The 20,683-nt window shown below is 50.0% G+C and carries 23 protein-coding genes; 22 read left to right on the forward strand and 1 reads right to left on the reverse strand.

Translation table 11 applies throughout. The features are described from left to right. The first annotated feature begins 153 nt into the window (after window positions 1-153). From rpoB to EDM58_RS10380, 8 genes are all read left to right on the forward strand, one after another. Window positions 154-3,696 carry a DNA-directed RNA polymerase subunit beta gene (gene rpoB, locus EDM58_RS10345; protein WP_122913283.1) on the forward strand — a complete coding sequence of 1,181 codons (3,543 nt, stop codon included), beginning with the start codon at window positions 154-156 and terminating at the stop codon, window positions 3,694-3,696. A 29-nt stretch (window positions 3,697-3,725) separates the two neighbouring features. Next, a complete protein-coding gene (gene rpoC / locus EDM58_RS10350) occupies window positions 3,726-7,349 on the forward strand; it encodes a DNA-directed RNA polymerase subunit beta' (RefSeq protein ID WP_122913284.1) in 3,624 nt (1,207 codons plus the stop codon). Window positions 7,350-7,486: 137 nt separating this feature from the next. Continuing rightward, window positions 7,487-7,741 carry a 50S ribosomal protein L7ae-like protein gene (locus EDM58_RS10355; RefSeq protein WP_031306169.1) on the forward strand — a complete coding sequence of 85 codons (255 nt, stop codon included), beginning with the start codon at window positions 7,487-7,489 and terminating at the stop codon, window positions 7,739-7,741. Window positions 7,742-7,862: 121 nt separating this feature from the next. Further along, a complete protein-coding gene (rpsL, locus tag EDM58_RS10360; RefSeq protein WP_012683978.1) occupies window positions 7,863-8,297 on the forward strand; it encodes a 30S ribosomal protein S12 in 435 nt (144 codons plus the stop codon). A 54-nt stretch (window positions 8,298-8,351) separates the two neighbouring features. Then, a complete protein-coding gene (gene rpsG / locus EDM58_RS10365; protein WP_023558745.1) occupies window positions 8,352-8,822 on the forward strand; it encodes a 30S ribosomal protein S7 in 471 nt (156 codons plus the stop codon). 69 nt (window positions 8,823-8,891) lie between these two features. Beyond that, complete coding sequence (fusA, locus tag EDM58_RS10370; RefSeq protein WP_122913285.1) at window positions 8,892-10,970, forward strand: elongation factor G; 2,079 nt, start codon at window positions 8,892-8,894, stop codon at window positions 10,968-10,970. A 120-nt stretch (window positions 10,971-11,090) separates the two neighbouring features. Further along, window positions 11,091-12,281, forward strand: a complete 1,191-nt coding sequence (tuf, locus tag EDM58_RS10375) for an elongation factor Tu (RefSeq protein WP_122913286.1) — start codon at window positions 11,091-11,093, stop codon at window positions 12,279-12,281. Between the two features lie 169 nt (window positions 12,282-12,450). Continuing rightward, window positions 12,451-13,377, forward strand: coding sequence for a DMT family transporter (locus EDM58_RS10380; protein WP_122913309.1), 927 nt, complete (start codon window positions 12,451-12,453; stop codon window positions 13,375-13,377). Window positions 13,378-13,408: 31 nt separating this feature from the next. On the opposite strand, the gene EDM58_RS10385 is transcribed toward EDM58_RS10380, so the two are convergent. After that, window positions 13,409-13,798 carry a globin domain-containing protein gene (locus tag EDM58_RS10385; protein WP_122913287.1) on the reverse strand — a complete coding sequence of 130 codons (390 nt, stop codon included), beginning with the start codon at window positions 13,796-13,798 and terminating at the stop codon, window positions 13,409-13,411. 354 nt (window positions 13,799-14,152) lie between these two features. On the opposite strand from EDM58_RS10385, the gene rpsJ reads away from it, so the two are divergent. From rpsJ to rplE, 14 genes are all read left to right on the forward strand, one after another. After that, window positions 14,153-14,461, forward strand: a complete 309-nt coding sequence (rpsJ, locus tag EDM58_RS10395) for a 30S ribosomal protein S10 (protein WP_005828858.1) — start codon at window positions 14,153-14,155, stop codon at window positions 14,459-14,461. 146 nt (window positions 14,462-14,607) lie between these two features. After that, window positions 14,608-15,237, forward strand: coding sequence for a 50S ribosomal protein L3 (rplC, locus tag EDM58_RS10400; RefSeq protein WP_122913288.1), 630 nt, complete (start codon window positions 14,608-14,610; stop codon window positions 15,235-15,237). 20 nt (window positions 15,238-15,257) lie between these two features. Further along, complete coding sequence (rplD, locus tag EDM58_RS10405) at window positions 15,258-15,881, forward strand: 50S ribosomal protein L4 (protein WP_023558739.1); 624 nt, start codon at window positions 15,258-15,260, stop codon at window positions 15,879-15,881. Next, window positions 15,881-16,171 (forward strand): 50S ribosomal protein L23, encoded by a 291-nt coding sequence (rplW, locus tag EDM58_RS10410; RefSeq protein ID WP_023558738.1) that lies wholly within the window; start codon window positions 15,881-15,883, stop codon window positions 16,169-16,171. Before rplD ends, rplW begins: the two co-directional genes overlap by 1 nt. A gap of 32 nt (window positions 16,172-16,203) precedes the next feature. Next, a complete protein-coding gene (gene rplB, locus EDM58_RS10415) occupies window positions 16,204-17,034 on the forward strand; it encodes a 50S ribosomal protein L2 (protein ID WP_023558737.1) in 831 nt (276 codons plus the stop codon). 49 nt (window positions 17,035-17,083) lie between these two features. Further along, window positions 17,084-17,365 (forward strand): 30S ribosomal protein S19, encoded by a 282-nt coding sequence (rpsS, locus tag EDM58_RS10420; RefSeq protein WP_023558736.1) that lies wholly within the window; start codon window positions 17,084-17,086, stop codon window positions 17,363-17,365. A gap of 29 nt (window positions 17,366-17,394) precedes the next feature. Next, window positions 17,395-17,727: a 50S ribosomal protein L22 gene (rplV, locus tag EDM58_RS10425; protein WP_023558735.1), complete on the forward strand. Its 333-nt coding sequence runs from the start codon at window positions 17,395-17,397 to the stop codon at window positions 17,725-17,727. 13 nt (window positions 17,728-17,740) lie between these two features. Continuing rightward, window positions 17,741-18,403: a 30S ribosomal protein S3 gene (rpsC, locus tag EDM58_RS10430; protein WP_122913289.1), complete on the forward strand. Its 663-nt coding sequence runs from the start codon at window positions 17,741-17,743 to the stop codon at window positions 18,401-18,403. Between the two features lie 2 nt (window positions 18,404-18,405). After that, window positions 18,406-18,840, forward strand: a complete 435-nt coding sequence (gene rplP / locus EDM58_RS10435) for a 50S ribosomal protein L16 (protein WP_023558734.1) — start codon at window positions 18,406-18,408, stop codon at window positions 18,838-18,840. Further along, window positions 18,830-19,027: a 50S ribosomal protein L29 gene (gene rpmC / locus EDM58_RS10440; RefSeq protein WP_005828838.1), complete on the forward strand. Its 198-nt coding sequence runs from the start codon at window positions 18,830-18,832 to the stop codon at window positions 19,025-19,027. Before rplP ends, rpmC begins: the two co-directional genes overlap by 11 nt. 22 nt (window positions 19,028-19,049) lie before the next feature. Beyond that, window positions 19,050-19,316 (forward strand): 30S ribosomal protein S17, encoded by a 267-nt coding sequence (gene rpsQ / locus EDM58_RS10445; protein ID WP_023558733.1) that lies wholly within the window; start codon window positions 19,050-19,052, stop codon window positions 19,314-19,316. A gap of 41 nt (window positions 19,317-19,357) precedes the next feature. Beyond that, complete coding sequence (gene rplN / locus EDM58_RS10450; RefSeq protein WP_023558732.1) at window positions 19,358-19,726, forward strand: 50S ribosomal protein L14; 369 nt, start codon at window positions 19,358-19,360, stop codon at window positions 19,724-19,726. A gap of 49 nt (window positions 19,727-19,775) precedes the next feature. Continuing rightward, window positions 19,776-20,090: a 50S ribosomal protein L24 gene (gene rplX, locus EDM58_RS10455; protein ID WP_023558731.1), complete on the forward strand. Its 315-nt coding sequence runs from the start codon at window positions 19,776-19,778 to the stop codon at window positions 20,088-20,090. A 26-nt stretch (window positions 20,091-20,116) separates the two neighbouring features. Next, window positions 20,117-20,659: a 50S ribosomal protein L5 gene (gene rplE, locus EDM58_RS10460; protein ID WP_122913290.1), complete on the forward strand. Its 543-nt coding sequence runs from the start codon at window positions 20,117-20,119 to the stop codon at window positions 20,657-20,659. Window positions 20,660-20,683: the final 24 nt, after the last annotated feature.

The following is a 20,683-nucleotide window of genomic DNA, read 5'->3' on the forward strand; positions in this document are numbered from 1 at the left end:
GAAAACTTGGGAATTCTATTAAAATAGAGTTTCTCTGGGTTAAAAATGGTATTACTGCTTTAACCCATTTTTATTTGAGGTATTCGTCTGCTTGTAAGGGTTGCCGAATGCCAAGTTTCTATGTGTGAAAACACAACCTGAGGGGTGAATAAGTTGGCAGGTAAAGTGATTCAAAGTGGCCGACATCGCCAGCGTCGTACGTATTCACGTATTAACGAAGTGCTGGGCCTTCCAAATCTCATCGAGATTCAGCAGAAGTCCTACCAATGGTTCCTTGACGAGGGACTGCGTGAGATGTTCCAGGACATTTCGCCGATCCAGGACTTCACGGGCAATCTCGTGCTGGAGTTTATCGACTACAGCTTGGGAGAGCCGAAGTATGACGTTGACGAGTCGAAAGAACGTGACGTCACCTATGCGGCGCCTCTGCGTGTGAAGGTACGTTTGTTGAACAAAGAGACGGGAGAAGTGAAGGAACAAGAAGTCTTCATGGGGGATTTCCCGCTCATGACCGAAACGGGAACCTTCATTATTAATGGGGCTGAGCGCGTTATTGTCAGCCAGCTTGTTCGTTCCCCCAGTGTATATTACAACACAAAAGTGGACAAAAACGGTAAGCAGACGTTTACCGCTACTGTCATTCCGAACAGGGGTGCGTGGCTGGAGTTGGAGACAGATGCGAAAGACGTGATTTATGTCCGCATCGACCGTACGCGCAAAATCCCGGTAACGGTTCTTTTGCGTGCACTGGGCTTTGGCTCTGATATTGAAATCCTCAACCTGCTGGGCGAGGATGAGTACATCAAGAACACGCTGGAAAAAGACAACACTGACTCCACGGAGAAGGCGTTGATCGAAATTTACGAACGCCTGCGTCCGGGCGAGCCGCCGACTGTAGAAAATGCGAAAAGCCTTTTGGTATCGCGCTTCTTCGATCCGAAGCGTTACGATTTGGCTTCTGTCGGCCGCTACAAAATGAACAAAAAGCTTCATTTGAAAAATCGTCTCTACAATCAGCGCTTGGCTGAAACGCTGGTTAATGCAGAGACGGGCGAGATCCTGGCTGATGCTGGCCAAATGATTGACCGCCGCTTGCTGGATCGCATCGTTGACCATCTGGAAACGAACGTTGGTTTCATTGATGTGCGCACGCATGGTGGAGTTCTCGAAGAAGATACCATTCACCTGCAATCGATTAATATATTCTCCCCGAATGAGGATGGAAAAGTCATCAAAATTATCGGCAACGGTAATATTGACAAGACCATCAAGCACATCACGCCGGCAGATATCGTGGCAGCAATCAACTACTTCATGAATCTGCTGCATGGTGTCGGAACGACCGATGACATCGACCATTTGGGCAACCGTCGTCTGCGTTCTGTAGGTGAGCTCTTGCAAAACCAGTTCCGTATCGGACTTTCCCGTATGGAGCGCGTTGTGCGCGAGCGCATGTCCATCCAGGACCAGAATCAGATTACGCCGCAAGCTCTGATCAACATCCGTCCGGTGATTGCATCCCTGAAGGAGTTCTTTGGAAGCTCGCAGCTGTCCCAGTTTATGGATCAGACCAACCCGTTGGCCGAGCTGACGCATAAACGCCGTCTCTCCGCACTGGGTCCTGGTGGTTTGACGCGTGAGCGCGCCGGCTTTGAAGTGCGCGACGTTCACCATTCCCACTACGGACGCATGTGTCCAATTGAGACGCCAGAGGGACCGAACATCGGCTTGATCAACTCGCTGTCTTCCTTTGCGCGGATCAACGACTACGGCTTTATCGAGACGCCGCGACGCAAGGTAGATCCAGAAACAGGACGCGTGCTCTCGGAAATCAGCTATCTGACTGCTGACGAAGAGGATGTCTTTAACGTGGCGCAGGCAAACCAGCCGCTCGACGATGAAGGTCACTTTATCAACGACATGGTCATTTGCCGACGCAAAGGCGAGATCCTGAGCGTGCCGCGCGACAAGGTCGATTTCATGGACGTATCGCCGAAGCAGGTTGTGTCTGTGGCGACCGCTTTGATTCCGTTCCTTGAGAACGATGACGCGAACCGCGCCCTGATGGGTTCCAACATGCAGCGGCAAGCTGTTCCGCTTTTGATTCCACAGGCTCCGTTTGTCGGTACCGGTATGGAGCACAAAGCGGCGCAAGACTCCGGTGTTGCCATCGTTGCGAAGCATCCGGGCCAGGTAGAACGAGTGACTGCTCGTGAAATCTGGGTTCGCCGTTACAAGGAGATCGATGGTAAACAAGTAGCCGGCGATCTCGACAAGTACAAATTGCACAAGTTTATCCGTTCCAACCAAGGTACCTGCGTCAACCAGCGCCCGATCGTAAAACGCGGCGACTGGATTGAAAAAGGTGACATCATTGGTGACGGCCCGTCCACTGAAAAAGGGGAATTGGCCCTCGGTCGCAACGTGATCGTCGCGTTTATGACCTACGAAGGATACAACTATGAAGATGCGATTTTGCTGAGTGAAAAACTGGTGAAAGACGACGTCTATACGTCTATCCATATCGAAGAGTACGAATCCGAAGCTCGCGATACCAAGCTCGGTCCGGAAGAAATCACGCGCGACATCCCGAACGTAGGGGAAGATGCGTTGAAAAATCTGGACGAACGCGGAATTGTGCGCGTAGGTGCCGAAATTCAGGATGGCGACATTCTCGTAGGAAAAGTTACGCCAAAAGGTGTGACTGAACTGACTGCGGAAGAACGTCTCCTGCATGCGATTTTCGGGGAAAAGGCGCGCGAAGTTCGCGACACCTCCCTGCGTGTGCCGCATGGCGGTTCCGGTATCGTCGTAGACGTGAAGGTGTTCACCCGTGAAAACGGCGATGAGCTGCCTCCAGGCGTCAACCAACTCGTCCGCGTCTACATCGCCCAAAAACGGAAAATTTCCGTGGGTGACAAAATGGCGGGACGCCACGGTAACAAAGGGGTTATTGCCCGTATCATGCCTGAAGAAGATATGCCATTCCTACCTGATGGTTCTCCAGTAGAGATCGTACTCAACCCATTGGGCGTACCATCTCGTATGAACATCGGTCAGGTATTGGAGACTCACCTCGGTATGGCGGCTAAGCTCCTGGGTATCCACGTCGCTACGCCGGTATTCGACGGAGCGCGTCAGCACGAAGTCTTTGAAACATTGGAAGAGGCTGGATTGGATCGCGACGGTAAAACCATTCTGTACGATGGCCGTACAGGAGAACCATTCGATCGTCGTGTAACAGTCGGTTGCGTATATATGCTGAAACTGGCTCACTTGGTAGACGACAAGATTCACGCCCGTTCTACCGGACCATACTCTCTCGTTACCCAGCAGCCGTTGGGCGGTAAAGCTCAATTCGGCGGCCAGCGTTTCGGGGAGATGGAGGTATGGGCATTGGAAGCTTACGGTGCAGCCTACACCTTGCAGGAGATCCTCACCGTCAAGTCGGACGATGTGGTCGGTCGTGTGAAAACCTACGAAGCGATCGTCAAGGGAGAAAACGTGCCGGAGCCAGGTGTTCCTGAGTCGTTCAAGGTATTGATCAAGGAACTGCAAAGCTTGGGTATGGACGTGAAAATCCTGTCCGGTGACGAGCAGGAGATTGAAATGCGTGAAATGGAAGACGAGGATGAGGGCAACAGTGAAAAGCTGAACCTCGTGCTTGAAGGTGGAAGCTCGGAAGAAGCAGAGTAAGATTCCGGTACAAAGGGAGGTAACGCCCTGTGATAGACGTGAACAACTTCGAATATATGAAGATCGGCTTGGCTTCCCCCGATAAGATCCGTTCGTGGTCTTTCGGGGAAGTGAAAAAGCCGGAGACGATCAACTACCGTACATTGAAGCCGGAAAAAGATGGCTTGTTCTGCGAACGCATCTTCGGACCGACCAAGGACTGGGAGTGCCATTGCGGAAAATACAAGCGCGTTCGTTATAAAGGTGTCGTGTGCGATCGTTGTGGCGTGGAAGTGACTCGCGCCAAGGTACGCCGTGAGCGGATGGGGCATATTGAACTGGCTGCCCCAGTTTCTCACATCTGGTATTTCAAAGGGATTCCGAGCCGTATGGGTTTGGTGCTCGACATGTCCCCGCGTTCCCTGGAGGAAGTGATTTATTTCGCATCCTATGTGGTCACAGACCCAGGTGACACCCCTCTCGATAAGAAGCAATTGCTCTCTGAAAAAGAGTACCGCAATTATCGCGAAAAATACGGACACTCCTTCCAAGCGATGATGGGAGCAGAGGCGATCAAGCGCCTGCTTGCTGAAATCGATTTGGACAAAGACGTAGAGGCGTTGAAGGAAGACCTGAAAACAGCACAAGGACAACGTCGCAATCGTGCGATCAAGCGCCTGGAAGTGCTGGAGGCATTCCGCAACTCCGGCAACCACCCGGACTGGATGGTGCTGGATGTACTGCCTGTCATTCCGCCGGAGCTGCGCCCGATGGTTCAACTGGATGGGGGACGCTTTGCGACCTCTGACCTGAACGACCTGTACCGTCGCGTAATCAACCGGAACAACCGTCTCAAGCGCCTTTTGGAATTGGGTGCTCCTGACATCATCGTTCAAAACGAAAAACGCATGCTGCAGGAAGCAGTCGATGCGTTGATCGATAACGGCCGCCGCGGTCGTCCGGTGACTGGACCGGGGAACCGTCCGCTGAAATCCCTCAGCCACATGCTGAAAGGAAAACAAGGGCGCTTCCGTCAAAACCTCTTGGGTAAACGTGTAGACTACTCCGGCCGTTCTGTTATCGTAGTCGGACCAAACCTGAAAATGTATCAGTGCGGTCTGCCGAAAGAGATGGCTTTGGAGCTGTTCAAGCCGTTCGTGATGAAAGAGCTGGTGGCCAAAGGCCTCGCTCACAACATCAAGAGCGCCAAGCGCAAGGTAGAGCGCGTTCAGCCTGAAGTGTGGGACGTACTCGAGGACGTAATTCGCGAGCATCCGGTACTGTTGAACCGCGCCCCCACTTTGCACCGTCTGGGTATCCAGGCATTTGAACCGGTACTGGTAGAGGGTCGTGCGATTCGTCTTCACCCGCTCGTATGTACGGCATACAACGCCGACTTCGACGGTGACCAGATGGCCGTTCACGTTCCGTTGTCTGCTGAGGCGCAGGCAGAAGCCCGCATTCTCATGCTGGCGGCGCAAAACATCCTCAACCCGAAAGACGGTAAGCCAGTCGTAACGCCATCCCAGGACATGGTACTCGGATCGTACTACCTGACCCTGGAGCGTGAAGGCGACAAAGGGGAAGGGACCGTATACCGCGATCCGCATGATGTGATCGCTGCATACCAACAAGGCTACATCAGCTTGCATACGCGCATTGCGGTGCCTGCGAAGCGCCTGAACAAAACAAGCTTTACCGAAAAACAGGAACAAGCATTGCTGGTCACAACGGCAGGGAAAGTCATCTTCAACGAAATCTTCCCGCCAGAGCTGCCATTTATCAATGAGCCAACCAAGAACAACCTGCAAAACATGGTGCCTGACCAGTACTTCATTTTTGATAAAGGCGTCAACGTGAAGGAGTTCATCCAGAAGCTCCCGGACAGCGGCGCTGTGAAAAAAGGCTTCCTGGGTACGATCATCTCCGAGTGCTTCCGTCGCTTCGGCACGATGAAAACCTCCATGATTCTCGACAGAATCAAGGAACTGGGCTTTACGTACTCCACGAAAGCAGGTATTACGATTGCCGTCGCGGACATCGCAGTACCAGAGAAGAAAAAAGAAATTCTCGACGAAGCCGATCAAAAGGTCGCAACCGTCATGACGCAGTTCCGTCGCGGTTTGATTACCGAAGACGAGCGTTACGACCGCGTGATCTCGATCTGGTCCAAGGCCAAGGATGAAGTAACCGACGTCCTGATGAAGTCCATGGATAAGTTCAATGCGATCTTTATGATGGCGAACTCCGGAGCCCGCGGTAACGTATCCCAGATCACACAGCTGGCTGGTATGCGCGGTCTGATGGCCAACCCGTCCGGACGAATCATCGAGTTGCCGATCAAATCCAACTTCCGTGAAGGTCTGACCGTATTGGAGTACTTTATCTCCACGCACGGTGCGCGGAAAGGTCTCGCCGATACGGCGCTGCGTACAGCGGACTCGGGTTATCTGACCCGCCGTCTGGTAGACGTAGCCCAAGACGTGATCGTCCGCGAAAAAGACTGCGGTACCGATAAAGGAATCCGCGTTACAGCGATCAAGGATGGCAAGGAAGAGATCGAAAAACTTTCCGACCGACTTGTGGGTCGCACCTGCTTCGAGACGCTGCGCCATCCCGAGACGAAAGAAATCATCGTCCGCCGCAACGAAGAAATCTCCGAAGAGGTTGCCGACTATATCGAGAAAGTCGGGATTACCGAAGTCTATATCCGCAACGTACTTGCTTGCCGCACCAGTCACGGTGTCTGCAAACTGTGCTACGGCCGCAACCTGGCGACAGGAGCAGAAGTGGAAGTGGGCGAAGCGGTTGGTATTATCGCGGCTCAATCCATCGGGGAGCCTGGTACGCAGTTGACGATGCGTACGTTCCATACCGGTGGGGTTGCCGGAGACGATATTACCCAAGGTTTGCCGCGTATTCAGGAGTTGTTTGAAGCGCGCAATCCGAAAGGGCAGGCGGTTATTTCCGAGATCGACGGGGAAGTCGTCGATATTCGCGAGGTAAAAGACCGCCGCGAGATCGAAGTACAAGGCGAAGCGGAAAACAAAGTGTACTCCGCTCCGTACGGCGCACGCATCAAGGTATCGGTTGGTACTAAGCTGAATGCCGGGGATGAGCTCACTGAGGGTTCCGTAGACCCGAAAGAAATGTTGAAAGTTCGCGGCATGCGCGGTGTATCCAACTACATTTTGCAAGAGGTTCAAAAAGTGTACCGCATGCAGGGTGTAGAAATTAACGACAAGCACGTCGAAGTTATGATTCGTCAAATGCTTCGCAAGCTGCGCGTCATTGACAGTGGAGATACCGATCTGTTGCCAGGCTCGTATGTCGAGGTACCGGAATTCGAGCAAGCGAACGCCAAAGTATTGCTGGAAGGCAAAAACCCGGCAGTTGGACGTCCAGTTCTTTTGGGGATCACCAAAGCATCCCTCGAGACAGACTCCTTCTTGTCTGCGGCATCCTTCCAGGAAACGACTCGCGTACTCACCGATGCCGCTATCAAAGGCAAGGTAGACCGTCTCTTGGGTCTGAAAGAGAACGTGATTATCGGAAAACTGGTTCCAGCAGGTACAGGAATGTCCCGTTATCGCAATATCAATGTGGCCAGTGTGGCCGATTACGAAGCAGAAGCTGCGGAAAAAGAGCAGCAGGAAGCCGTTTCTGTCGAGTAAATAAGGTGAAACGCCCGTCGCTTGGCGGGCGTTTTCTCCACTTAAAAAATATGAGAAACGGGCATTGACATCTAATAGCCTACCTGCTATTATGTTCTAGTGTGCCTGACATCTGTACTTTGGAGGATATGATCATCATGTCTTATGAAAAAGTAGAGCGGGCCAAGGAGTTAACCATCGGAATCAAGCAAACGATGAAAGCCGTGGAAAACGGACAAGTAGAAACGGTCTATATCGCAGATGATGCCGATCGGCGTTTGACCCAAAAGGTCGAGCTCCTTTGCAAAGAGAAGGGTGTGCCAGTCATCCATGTGGATTCCATGCGCCGATTAGGCAAGGTGTGCGGAATCGAAGTGGGAGCGGCAACGGCCGCGATTAAAAAAAGTGGTTAACGATGTTTTTGTTTGGTGTTTCGCGCTGCGTCATGCTGGACAAGAACTTTCTATTTGACCTCAAAATGACTCACCTGGATCTGTGGTCTTGAGATTGGGTATTAAGAAGGGAGGTAACATCATGCCTACAATTAACCAATTGGTGCGTAAAGGTCGCGAGGATAAGGTTGTGAAGTCGAAGTCCCCAGCTCTGCAAAAAGGGTACAACAGCTTCAAGAAAAGCCAAACCAACCAAAGCTCTCCTCAAAAACGTGGTGTTTGCACTCGTGTAGGTACCATGACTCCGAAAAAACCGAACTCCGCGTTGCGTAAATATGCTCGTGTGCGTTTGACAAACGGAATCGAGGTAACAGCTTACATCGGTGGTATCGGCCACAACCTGCAAGAGCATAGCGTCGTGCTTGTGCGCGGCGGTCGTGTAAAAGACTTGCCAGGGGTACGCTACCATATCGTTCGTGGTGCTCTTGACACTGCTGGTGTGAACAACCGTAAACAAGGTCGTTCCAAATACGGTACTAAGCGTCCGAAGCCAGGTCAAGCAGCAGCTAAAAAATAAGAAAAGCGCCTGTGAAGTGGCGTAATTTGATATCGATAAGAAGGAGGGAATACGATGCCTCGTAAAGGTCCTGTAGCCCGTCGTGACGTGCTGCCTGATCCTATTTACAACAGCAAGCTGGTTACTCGTCTGATTAACCGTTTGATGTTGGATGGTAAGCGCGGTGTAGCTCAAAACATCCTCTACAACGCATTTAACATCATCCAGGAGCGCACAGGTCGCAATCCGATGGAAGTGTTTGAAGAAGCACTGAAAAACGTAATGCCAGTACTGGAAGTAAAAGCTCGCCGTGTAGGTGGTGCTAACTACCAAGTACCGATCGAAGTGAAGCCTGAGCGCCGCACTACTCTCGGTCTTCGTTGGATGGTTAACTACTCCCGCAACCGCGGAGAGAAAACCATGGAACAACGTCTGGCTAATGAAATCATGGATGCAGCGAACAACACTGGTGCTGCCGTGAAAAAGCGTGAAGACACGCACAAAATGGCAGAAGCAAACAAAGCGTTCGCACACTATCGTTGGTAGGATCCAAAACGGGTGTCTGTTTTGGACACCCTTATCTTTTTACACTCGAGTATGGAAGGAGCACACCTAATGGCTCGCGAGTTCTCTTTAGCGAATACGCGTAATATCGGTATCATGGCTCACATTGATGCTGGTAAGACGACTACGACAGAGCGTATTCTGTTCTATACCGGTCGCGTTCATAAAATTGGTGAAACGCACGAAGGTGCCGCCACCATGGACTGGATGGAACAAGAACAAGAGCGCGGTATCACCATCACATCTGCTGCTACTACCGCTCAGTGGAAAGGTCATCGAATCAACATCATCGATACGCCTGGACACGTAGACTTCACTGTTGAAGTTGAGCGCTCCTTGCGCGTTCTTGACGGAGCTGTAACCGTTTTTGACGCAAAAGGCGGTGTAGAGCCTCAGACTGAAACCGTATGGCGTCAAGCTGACAAATACGGCGTTCCGCGCCTTTGCTACATCAACAAAATGGACATCATCGGGGCGAACTTCGACATGTGCTTGGAGCAAATCCGCACACGTCTGGGTGCTAACCCGGTAGCGATCCAATATCCAATCGGTGCAGAGGATCAGTTCAAGGGCATGGTAGACTTGATCGAGATGAAAGCGATCATTTACACTGATGACCTGGGCAAAACATCTGATGCTGTAGATATCCCTGATGACCTGAAAGACAAGTGCGAAGAGCTCCGTCTGAAATTGGTTGAAGCGGCTGCAGAGCAAGATGAAGAACTGATGATGAAGTACCTGGAAGGCGAAGAGCTGACTAACGATGAAATTCGTGCAGCACTGCGCAAAGGTACCATCGAGGTAAAACTCGTTCCAGTAATGTGCGGTTCTTCCTACCGCAACAAAGGCGTACAGCCTATGCTGGACAACGTAGTTGCTTACCTGCCTTCTCCAATCGACATTCCAGCAATCAAAGGTACATTGCCAGATTCCGAAGAAGAAGTGACTCGTCCAGCTGACGACAACGGTCCGTTCTCCGCTCTTGCGTTCAAGATCATGACCGACCCGTATGTTGGCCGTCTGACTTTCTTCCGCGTATACTCTGGTGTAATGAACTCCGGTTCTTACGTACTGAACTCTACTAAAGGCAAGCGTGAGCGTGTAGGCCGCATTCTGCAAATGCACGCAAACCACCGCGAAGAAATCCAAACGGTTTACTCCGGGGATATCGCTGCTGCAGTAGGTTTGAAAGATACGACAACTGGTGACACTCTGTGTGATGAAAAGGCCCCAGTAATCCTGGAGTCCATGGTATTCCCAGAACCAGTTATCTCCGTTGCGATCGAACCAAAATCCAAAGCAGACCAAGACAAGATGGGTATCGCCCTGTCCAAGCTGGCTGAAGAGGATCCTACGTTCAGAACCCGCACGGATGAAGAAACCGGTCAAACCATCATTTCCGGTATGGGTGAGCTTCACCTGGAGATCATCGTTGACCGTATGAAACGTGAATTCAAAGTGGAAGCGAACGTAGGTGCTCCACAAGTTGCTTACCGTGAAACATTCCGTAATGCAGCGAAAGTGGAAGGTAAATTCGTTCGTCAGTCCGGTGGTCGTGGTCAATACGGTCACGTTTGGGTGGAATTTGCTCCGCTCGAACCAGGTCAAGGCTTCCAGTTTGAAAACAAGATCGTCGGTGGTGTGGTACCGAGAGAGTACATCCCTGCTGTTCAAGCAGGTATCGAAGAAGCGATGAAAAATGGTGTTATCGCCGGCTTCCCGCTGGTTGACATCAAAGCTACCATCGTAGACGGTAGCTACCATGACGTCGACTCCTCCGAGATGGCATTTAAAGTAGCAGGTTCTCTCGCTCTGAAAGAAGCTGCGAAAAAATGTGGCGCTGTACTCCTGGAGCCAATCATGAAAGTAGAAGTAGTTATGCCTGAAGAGTACATGGGTGACGTAATGGGTGACCTGAACTCCCGCCGTGGCCGCATCGAAGGTATGGAAGCTCGTGCAAACGCACAAGCCATCCGTGCAATGGTGCCGCTCTCCGAGATGTTCGGCTACTCCACAGTTCTTCGCTCCCGTACACAAGGCCGCGGAACCTACTCCATGGAGATCGATCACTACGAAGAGGTGCCAAAATTCATCTCCGAAGAGATCATCAAGAAATCCAAAGGCGAATAATTTCCGCGTACGACTTTATTTGGAAACGAGAAAGGTTTACAATATGTGTGGGCAACCAAGGTAAGGTAAACCTTTCTTCACACTATAAAACCCTTATCATTTAAGGAGGCTTTAGCTCTCATGGCAAAAGAAAAATTTGAGCGTTCTAAACCGCACGTTAACATTGGTACCATCGGTCACGTTGACCACGGTAAAACTACCCTGACTGCTGCCATCACTACTGTATTGGCACAACAAGGTAAAGCAAAAGCTATGAACTACGCTGCAATTGACGCTGCTCCAGAAGAAAAAGAGCGCGGTATCACAATCAACACTTCCCACGTTGAGTATGAAACTGAAAACCGTCACTATGCACACGTTGACTGCCCTGGTCACGCGGACTATGTGAAAAACATGATTACCGGTGCTGCTCAAATGGACGGCGCGATCCTGGTTGTTTCCGCAGCTGATGGTCCAATGCCACAAACTCGTGAGCACATCCTGCTCTCCAAACAAGTAGGCGTACCTTACATCGTAGTATTCATGAACAAATGCGACATGGTAGACGATGAAGAGTTGCTCGAACTGGTTGAAATGGAAATCCGTGACCTGCTGTCTCAATATGAGTTCCCAGGTGACGACACTCCAGTAATCAAAGGTTCTGCTAAAGAAGCTTTGGATAACCCAACTGGCGAGTGGGCGAAAAAAGTTGTTGAGCTGATGGAAGCTGTAGACTCCTACATCCCAACTCCTGAGCGCGCAACTGACAAGCCTTTCTTGATGCCTGTAGAGGACGTATTCACCATTACTGGTCGTGGTACAGTTGCTACCGGTCGCGTAGAGCGCGGTATCGTTAAAGTTGGTGACCCAGTAGAAATCATCGGTCTGGCTGAGGAAACAAAAGCTTCCACAGTTACTGGTGTTGAGATGTTCCGCAAATTGCTGGATCAAGCTGAAGCTGGTGACAACATCGGTGCTCTGCTGCGCGGTGTAGACCGTAAAGACATCGAGCGTGGACAATGCTTGGCGAAACCAGGTTCCGTTAAGCCTTACACCAAGTTCAAAGCAGAAGTTTACGTTCTGTCCAAAGAAGAGGGCGGACGTCACACTCCTTTCTTTGCTAACTACCGTCCACAATTCTACTTCCGTACAACTGACGTTACAGGTATCATCCAACTGCCAGAAGGCGTTGAGATGGTAATGCCTGGCGACAACACTGAGTTCACCGTTGAACTGATCGCTCCAGTAGCGATGGAACAAGGTACTCGCTTCGCGATCCGCGAAGGTGGCCGTACAGTAGGCGCTGGCGTAGTTGCTTCCATCGAAGCTTAATTATTGCCATAGTCAAAGACCTGACAACCAGAATGGTTGTCAGGTCTTTTTGCCCTTTTTTTAATCGATTTTTCCAATAAGGGTAATCTAAATCCTTCTACAGCAGATGACAAGGAGGATGTGCTACAATACCAGCATGATTTGGAACGTACGGATGGGAGACAAGGCAATGAAAAACAGAGAAGGGCTGCTATTCCTCATGTTGGCGGGGGTAGTCTCCATATGGGGACTAAACGTCGTGATGGTGAAATACCTGACCACATTTCCTCCGTTATTTGTTTCGTCGCTACGCATGGCATTGGCTGCTGTATGTTTCATCCCAATCATCTGGGCGTACCGAAAGCGTCTGCGAATGGCCAAAATGGATTGGCTGCTCCTGGCGGGGATTGGGGCGACCTCGATCGCTTTGCATCAGATCACAATGGCTATTGGAGTTCAGTACACAACCGCGGGCAATGGCTCACTCATTTTGGGATTGAATCCGTTGGCTACCGGACTGTTGGCGATGCTTTTTTTAGGTGAACCAATGTCTTGGCGAAAAGCGCTCGGAATTGGAATTGGTTTTTCGGGTGTCCTGGTAGTGGTTCTTTCTCAACAGGGTGGCTTAGAGGTCAGCGGATGGGGAGATGCCATTATGTTTTTCTCCATGCTGATGTACGTAACCGGGGGACTGCTCATACGCAAGCTGGTGATGCGGGGAGTACCTGTGCTTTTGATCACGGCTTTGGCACAAGTGTTCGGCATGATCTTCCTTGGGACAGTTGCCTTGATCGACAAGCCCGTTACGTATTATATGAACCTCGAAATCAGTCATTTTCAGTGGCTGGTCATTCTGGCATCCGCCGTTTTTTCTTCAGCGTTGGGCACAGTGGGCTGGAATTACGGCATCCGTCAGCTGGGAGCGAGTCGTACATCTGTCTTTCTGAATGGAATGCCCTTGGCAAGTCTTGTGTTTGCGGCGTTATTTTTAGGTGAAAGGCTGCAATTGATTCATGTACTCGCCTTATGCATGATTGTGACGGGAGTCTATCTGGGGTCCAAAAAGCTCCCCCAGCCAGCGGCGAAATCAGCAGTCGAGGCGACAACAAAAGCGTAGGGAAATGACTCCCTACGCTTCTTTTGTACTATTATTCCGCTTGCTCCCATTGGTTGACCATATGGTAGGCCGTCAAGCGAAGACGCTCGAAAATCTGCTGGCGAGGCTCTTCCGGGAAGCCTGTGCGATCCATAGCCTCGCTCATGCATGCGAGCCAAGCTTCGGCTTGTGTCGGCCCGATCGGAAACCGCATATGGCGAGCCCGCAGCATCGGATGCCCGTGTTTCTCGGTGTACAGGGCAGGGCCTCCCAAGAATTGAGTGAGGAACTGGTATTGTCTCTCTTTTACATCAGACAAGTCGTCGGGAAACAAGGGGGAAAGATCCGGATGTTGGATGACTAAGTCGTAAAATGTATCTACAAGGCGGGCCAGAGTATCCGCTCCGCCGATCATTTCATAATAAGTATTGCCTTCAAGCATGGTGAAAAGGCCTCCTTCGCGCTCGTATCTTCTCCTAAGTATAGCGGGTTCCTTCTATTATAGAAAGGGAAGAGCAGGAGTTGGCAGGGAATCCCGCTTGCCTTTCTGCAGCAGAATCGGTAAGATAGGCAAGGTGAGTCTCGTTACGAGATTTGCTTGTACAAGAATTCTGCGGAAACACAGAAATAACTTGCGTTGCCCAAAGGATTTTAGTACAATATGTAATGTTGGTCATGGACTTGCGATGATGTGGGAGGTTGCTGACACACCCGGCCCCTTTGCCATGACCGGGGTGCAGGATATTTCCACGGAGAAATGTCTGTTTAGAAAATGGGCGAAAAAGGAGGGACTCAAATGGCAAAGCAAAAGATTCGTATTCGTTTGAAGGCGTATGATCACAAAATCCTCGATCAGTCTGCAGAGAAAATTGTAGACACTGCAAAACGTTCCGGTGCAAATGTTTCCGGTCCAATTCCGCTTCCTACGGAAAAAGCAGTTTACACAATCCTGCGTGCGGTGCACAAGTACAAAGATTCTCGCGAGCAATTCGAGATGCGTACACACAAACGTTTGATCGACATCTTGAACCCTACACCACAAACAGTAGATGCTTTGATGCGTCTGGATCTGCCATCCGGTGTAGATATCGAGATCAAACTGTAAAGTCCCAAACGCGATACACGCGCAGCCGTTGTCTTGATGAGCGTGTTACAACAAGCAACAAACCCTTGAAATGGCACCCCTGCGCATCGGTAGGGACTTGATACAACAATACTGTTTTTGTGAAATATGTACAGGAGGTGGCACAAATGACCAAAGGAATCTTAGGTAAAAAACTTGGAATGACTCAAGTTTTCGGCCCAAACGGAACAGCGATTCCAGTAACAGTCATCGAAGCTGGTTCTAACGTGGTTCTCCAAAAGAAAGATCTGGAGAACGATGGTTACGAAGCAATTCAAATCGGTTTTGAAGACAAAAAAGAGCATCGCGCTAACAAACCGGAAAAAGGCCATGCAGCGAAAGCTAACACTGCACCTAAGCGCTTCGTTCGTGAAATTCGCGGTGTAAACCTCGGTGATTTCGAGGTAGGTCAAGAGTTGAAAGCTGATATTTTTGCTGAGGGAGACATTGTAGACGTTGCCGGTGTATCCAAAGGAAAAGGTTTCCAAGGTGCAATCAAACGTCACAACCAATCCCGCGGTCCTATGGCTCACGGTTCGCGCTACCATCGCGGCCCTGGTTCTATGGGTGCTGTAGCTCCTAACCGCGTATTTAAAGGTCAAACCCTGCCAGGACAAATGGGCGGCGACAACGTAACCGTTCAAAACCTGGAAGTAGTGAAAGTCATCGCAGAACGCAACCTGATTCTCGTAAAAGGTTCTGTACCTGGACCGAAAAACAGCTGCGTACTGGTATCGACGGCAGTCAAGAAGAACTAGTAAGGAAAGGAGGAACTGACATGCCGAAAGTAGCTCTCTATAACCAAACCGGTTCCCAAGTTGGCGAAATCGAATTGGCAGAAAGCGTATTTGGGATCGAACCTAATAACGCCGTTCTGTTCGATGCGATCGTGATGCAACAAGCGTCCCAACGCCAAGGTACACACGATGTAAAGAACCGTTCTGAAGTACGTGGTGGTGGCCGCAAGCCATGGCGCCAAAAAGGTACAGGTCGTGCACGCCAAGGTTCCATTCGCTCTCCGCAATGGAAAGGTGGCGGTGTTGTATTCGGACCAACTCCGCGCAAATACGGTTACAAACTGAATCGTAAAGTTCGCCGTTTGGCTCTGAAATCCGCACTCTCGACAAAAGTACAAAACAACGAACTGCTGGTTCTGGATGCTTTGAACTTCAACGCTCCAAAAACCAAAGAAATGACAGCTGTTCTGAACAGCTTGAAAGTAGATCGCAAAGTTCTGATCGTTACTTCCGAGTATGATCAAAACATCGCGCTCTCTTCCCGCAACATCCCAGGTGCTAAGTTCGTAGATGCTGCAGGCATTAACGTTCTGGATCTGGTAGCGCATGACAAAGTAATCGTGACGAAAGACGCGGTTGCGAAAGTAGAGGAGGTGCTCGCCTAATGAAGAGCCTTTACGATGTCCTCAAGCGCCCTATCATTACGGAGCGCACCACTGACATGATGGCTGAGAAGAAATACGTATTCGAAGTTCCTCTCAAAGCCAACAAGACAGAAATCAAGCAAGCTGTTGAAAAAGTTTTCGGCGTAAAAGTAGAAGCAGTAAACACTTCCCGTGTTCCTGCAAAACCAAAACGCTATGGAAAATACTCCGGTTATACTTCTGAGTGGAAGAAAGCGATCGTTAAGCTGACTGATGACAGCAAAGACCTGACCTTCTACGAGGGCGTATAATCCCGACGATTCCCGAAAAGGAGGGTATTAACATGGGTATTAAAAAGTTTAAACCGACTTCTCCTTCTCGTCGCCAAATGACTGTTTCTACATTTGAGGAGATCACAACTTCGACTCCTGAGAAATCCTTGTTGGCGCCTCTGAGCAAAAAAGCTGGTCGCAACAACCAAGGTAGAATTACAGTACGTCATCATGGTGGCGGGCATAAACGCAAATACCGCATCATTGACTTCAAACGCAACAAGGACGGCATCGTAGGTCGCGTAGCTACGATCGAATACGATCCAAACCGTTCTGCTAACATTGCTTTGATCAATTACCTCGACGGTGAAAAGCGTTATATCATCGCTCCACACGGTTTGAAAGTGGGCGACGAGATCGTTTCCGGTGCAGATGCCGACATCAAAACTGGTAACGCTCTGCCTTTGGAGAAAATTCCAGTAGGTACTACAATCCACAACATCGAGTTGAAACCAGGCAAAGGCGGCCAATTGGTACGCGCTGCTGGTACTTCCGCTCAATTGCTGGGTCGTGACGGAGAGTTCGTCATCGTACGTCTTTCTTCTGGTGAAACACGCCGCATCCACAATGTATGCCGCGCAACCATCGGTCAAGTAGGTAACATCGACCATGAGCTGCTCAATATCGGTAAAGCTGGACGTTCCCGCTGGCTGGGTGTTCGCCCAACTGTTCGCGGTAGCGTAATGAACCCGAACGATCACCCACACGGTGGTGGTGAAGGCCGCGCTCCAATCGGACGTAAAGCTCCAGTTACTCCTTGGGGTAAACCAACATTGGGTCTCAAAACTCGCAAGAAGAAAAACAAATCGAATCAGTACATCATCCGCCGCCGCAAGAAGTAAGGTAGGCTGATACAATAACCGAACGCCTTTGGCGAAGGGAGGTTCACTAATGGGACGAAGCTTGAAAAAGGGTCCTTTCGTGGATGACCATTTGATGAAAAAAGTTGTCGAGCAAAATGAAAAGAACGAGAAACGCGTGATCAAAACCTGGTCTCGTCGATCCACCATCTTCCCTGATTTCGTAGGACACACGTTTGCTGTTTACGACGGCCGCAAACACGTACCTGTTTATGTAACGGAAGACATGGTTGGCCATAAATTGGGTGAATTCGCACCAACTCGTACCTTCAAAGGTCACGTCGACAACGACAAGAAGTCCAAGAAGCGCTAATTTTCTCTTGACAGAGAGGAGGTACAAAGATGGAAGCAAAAGCAGTTGCTCGCAATATTCGCATCGCGTCTCGTAAAGTCCGCCTGGTGGTTGACTTGATCAGAGGCAAGCAAGTAGGTGAAGCGTTGGCGATCCTGAAGCACACGCCAAAGGCTGCATCTCCTGTTGTAGAAAAGCTCTTGAAGTCGGCTATTGCAAACGCTGAGCACAACTACGAGCTGGATCCAAACAGCCTGGTAGTGAGCAAAATCTTCGTAGACCAAGGTCCTACGTTGAAGCGTTTCCGTCCGCGCGCTATGGGTCGCGCTAGCCGCATCCATAAACGCACAAGCCACATCACAGTGGTACTAAACGAGAAATAAGGAGGGATTACGTGTGGGTCAAAAGGTAAGCCCGGTAGGTCTTCGGATCGGTGTCATTCGCGACTGGGAGTCCAAATGGTACGCTGACAAGGACTTCGCAACCCTGTTGCACGAAGACTTGAAAATCCGCAAGTTTGTAAAAGGGCGTCTGAAAGATGCTGCTGTATCCACGATCGAAATCGAACGCGCTGCAAATCGCGTGAACGTAACGATTCACACCGCTAAGCCTGGAATGGTAATTGGTAAAGGTGGGGCAGAGGTCGAAGTTCTGCGCAAATCCTTGACTGATCTGACCGGCAAACGCGTTCATATCAATATCAACGAAGTAAAACGTCCTGACCTGGATGCTACTCTGGTAGCTGAAAATATCGCACGCCAATTGGAAAACCGCATTTCTTTCCGTCGTGCGCAAAAGCAATCGATCACTCGTACGCTGCGCGCTGGTGCGAAAGGTATCAAAACCTTGGTAAGCGGTCGTCTGGGCGGAGCTGACATCGCTCGTTCTGAAGGCTACAGTGAAGGTACTGTTCCGCTTCACACATTGCGCGCTGACATCGACTACGGTACTGCAGAAGCACATACCACTTATGGTCGCATCGGTGTAAAAGTGTGGATCTACCGTGGAGAAGTCCTTCCAGCGAGAAAGAACGTCGCTACTGAGGAAGGAGGCAAGTAATCATGTTGACGCCAAGACGCGTGAAACACCGTAAACAACACCGTGGAAAAATGGCCGGTAACGCAAAAGGTGGTACCACAATTGCGTTCGGTGAATACGGATTGCAAGCAGTAGAACCATCCTGGGTAACCAACCGTCAAATCGAGGCTGCCCGTATCGCGATGACACGTTATATCAAGCGTGGCGGTAAAGTATGGATCAAAATCTTCCCAGATAAACCAGTAACACAAAAACCGCTCGAAGTACGGATGGGTTCCGGTAAAGGTTCTCCTGAGAAATGGGTAGCGGTAGTGAAACCAGGCAAGATCATGTTTGAACTTGCTGGCGTACCTGAAGAAGTCGCTCGCGAAGCTATGCGCCTGGCTATGCACAAACTGCCAATCAAGTGCAAATTCGTGAAGCGTGAAGAAGTGGGTGGTGACGCACATGAAGGCTAATGAGTTCCGTAATTTGACCACTGCCGAGATCGAACAAAACGTCGCTTCTTTGAAAGAAGAGTTGTTCAACCTTCGTTTCCAGTTGGCTACGGGTCAACTCGAAACCACGTCTCGCATCAAACAAGTGCGCAAGGATATTGCACGTGCGAAAACCATCCTGCGCCAGAGAGAATTGGGAATCGGCTAATTTGAGGAAGGAGGTTTGAACGATGACCGCAGATCGCAATATGCGTCGTTCCGTTGTAGGTCGCGTCGTTTCCGACAAAATGGATAAAACCATCGTGGTTCTTGTTGAAACTTACAAGAAGCATACTTTGTACGGCAAGCGTGTGAAATACTCCAAAAAGTTCAAGGCTCACGACGAAAACAACACGGCAAAAGTGGGCGACATCGTGGAATTGATGGAAACCCGTCCATTGTCCAAAGACAAGCGTTTCCGCTTGGTACGTATCGTCGAAGAGGCAGTAATCGTATAAGTTAGATTTTCGGATATCAATTCCGAAAGGAGGAACAGTAAATGATCCAAACTCAGACGAGATTGGCTGTTGCTGACAACTCCGGTGCAAAGGAACTCATGTGCATCAAGGTACTGGGTGGTTCCGGTCGCAAAACGGCGAACATCGGTGATGTTATTGTATGCTCCGTTAAATCCGCTACACCCGGCGGCGTTGTCAAGAAAGGTCAAGTAGTTAAAGCGGTTGTAGTACGTACAGTGAGTGGCGTTCGCCGTCCAGACGGTTCTTACATCCGTTTTGATGAAAATGCAGCAGTTGTCATCAAAGAAGATCAATCCCCTCGTGGTACCCGTATCTTTGGACCTGTGGCTCGTGAGCTCCGCGACAAGGATTTCATGAAGATCATCTCTCTTGCTCCAGAGGTTATCTAATTGAACGTTTATAACCAGGTAGTTTGTTCGATAGGAGGTGCACCAAGCGATGCACGTTAAAAAAGGCGACACTGTTATCGTAAATGCGGGCAAGGACAAAGGGAAAAAAGGTCGCGTTCTCGCTGCCTTTCCTAAGAAAGATCGCGTTCTGGTTGAAGGTATCAACCTCGTGAAAAAACACAGCCGTCCGTCTCAAGCAAATCCGCAAGGCGGCATTGTTACTCAAGAAGCACCGATTCACGTTTCCAACGTATCTTTGATCGATCCGAAGTCCGGCACAGCAACTCGCATCGGTTACAAAGTATTGGATAACGGCAAGAAAGTTCGGTATGCGAAAAAATCTGGCGAAGTAATCGACAAGTAGTCAGGTCGGAAAGGAGGACGTTCTAGATGGCAGTAAGATTGAAAGAAAAGTATGCGAAGGAAATCGTACCTGCTCTGATGAGCAAGTTTAACTACACTTCCATCATGCAAGTACCAAAAGTAGAGAAAATCATCATCAACATGGGTGTTGGCGAAGCTGTTGCTAACGCTAAAGCCTTGGATACTGCAGTGGAAGACCTGTCCATTATCTCTGGTCAAAAACCTGTAGTAACTCGCGCAAAGAAATCCATCGCTGGTTTCAAATTGCGTGAAGGTATGCCGATCGGTGCAAAGGTAACCCTGCGCGGCGAGCGTATGTACCACTTCCTCGACAAGTTGATGAACGTTTCTCTGCCGCGTGTTCGTGACTTCCGCGGAATTTCTTCCAAGGCGTTCGATGGTCGCGGTAACTACACACTTGGTCTGAAGGAACAACTGATCTTCCCTGAGATCGAGTACGATAAAATTGATAAAGTACGCGGTATGGACATCGTAATTGTCACTTCCGCAAAAACGGATGAGGAAGCTCGTGAGCTTTTGACTCAAATGGGTATGCCATTCCGTAAATAAACCCACTCGTAAGGAGGGAAGAAT

It is taken from the genome of Brevibacillus panacihumi (genome assembly GCF_003710985.1).
In the GTDB taxonomy this organism is placed as follows: domain Bacteria; phylum Bacillota; class Bacilli; order Brevibacillales; family Brevibacillaceae; genus Brevibacillus; species Brevibacillus panacihumi.

Bases quoted from the DNA above. Each gene is read 5' to 3' on its own strand.
- EDM58_RS10355 (WP_031306169.1), top strand. From the start codon at position 7,487: ATGTCTTATGAAAAAGTAGAGCGGGCCAAGGAGTTAACCATCGGAATC.
- rpsL (WP_012683978.1), top strand. From the start codon at position 7,863: ATGCCTACAATTAACCAATTGGTGCGTAAAGGTCGCGAGGATAAGGTT.
- rpsG (WP_023558745.1), top strand. From the start codon at position 8,352: ATGCCTCGTAAAGGTCCTGTAGCCCGTCGTGACGTGCTGCCTGATCCT.
- fusA (WP_122913285.1), top strand. From the start codon at position 8,892: ATGGCTCGCGAGTTCTCTTTAGCGAATACGCGTAATATCGGTATCATG.
- tuf (WP_122913286.1), top strand. From the start codon at position 11,091: ATGGCAAAAGAAAAATTTGAGCGTTCTAAACCGCACGTTAACATTGGT.
- EDM58_RS10380 (WP_122913309.1), top strand. From the start codon at position 12,451: ATGAAAAACAGAGAAGGGCTGCTATTCCTCATGTTGGCGGGGGTAGTC.
- EDM58_RS10385 (WP_122913287.1), bottom strand. From the start codon at position 13,798: ATGCTTGAAGGCAATACTTATTATGAAATGATCGGCGGAGCGGATACT.
- rpsJ (WP_005828858.1), top strand. From the start codon at position 14,153: ATGGCAAAGCAAAAGATTCGTATTCGTTTGAAGGCGTATGATCACAAA.
- rplC (WP_122913288.1), top strand. From the start codon at position 14,608: ATGACCAAAGGAATCTTAGGTAAAAAACTTGGAATGACTCAAGTTTTC.
- rplD (WP_023558739.1), top strand. From the start codon at position 15,258: ATGCCGAAAGTAGCTCTCTATAACCAAACCGGTTCCCAAGTTGGCGAA.
- rplW (WP_023558738.1), top strand. From the start codon at position 15,881: ATGAAGAGCCTTTACGATGTCCTCAAGCGCCCTATCATTACGGAGCGC.
- rplB (WP_023558737.1), top strand. From the start codon at position 16,204: ATGGGTATTAAAAAGTTTAAACCGACTTCTCCTTCTCGTCGCCAAATG.
- rpsS (WP_023558736.1), top strand. From the start codon at position 17,084: ATGGGACGAAGCTTGAAAAAGGGTCCTTTCGTGGATGACCATTTGATG.
- rplV (WP_023558735.1), top strand. From the start codon at position 17,395: ATGGAAGCAAAAGCAGTTGCTCGCAATATTCGCATCGCGTCTCGTAAA.
- rplP (WP_023558734.1), top strand. From the start codon at position 18,406: ATGTTGACGCCAAGACGCGTGAAACACCGTAAACAACACCGTGGAAAA.
- rpmC (WP_005828838.1), top strand. From the start codon at position 18,830: ATGAAGGCTAATGAGTTCCGTAATTTGACCACTGCCGAGATCGAACAA.
- rpsQ (WP_023558733.1), top strand. From the start codon at position 19,050: ATGACCGCAGATCGCAATATGCGTCGTTCCGTTGTAGGTCGCGTCGTT.
- rplN (WP_023558732.1), top strand. From the start codon at position 19,358: ATGATCCAAACTCAGACGAGATTGGCTGTTGCTGACAACTCCGGTGCA.
- rplX (WP_023558731.1), top strand. From the start codon at position 19,776: ATGCACGTTAAAAAAGGCGACACTGTTATCGTAAATGCGGGCAAGGAC.
- rplE (WP_122913290.1), top strand. From the start codon at position 20,117: ATGGCAGTAAGATTGAAAGAAAAGTATGCGAAGGAAATCGTACCTGCT.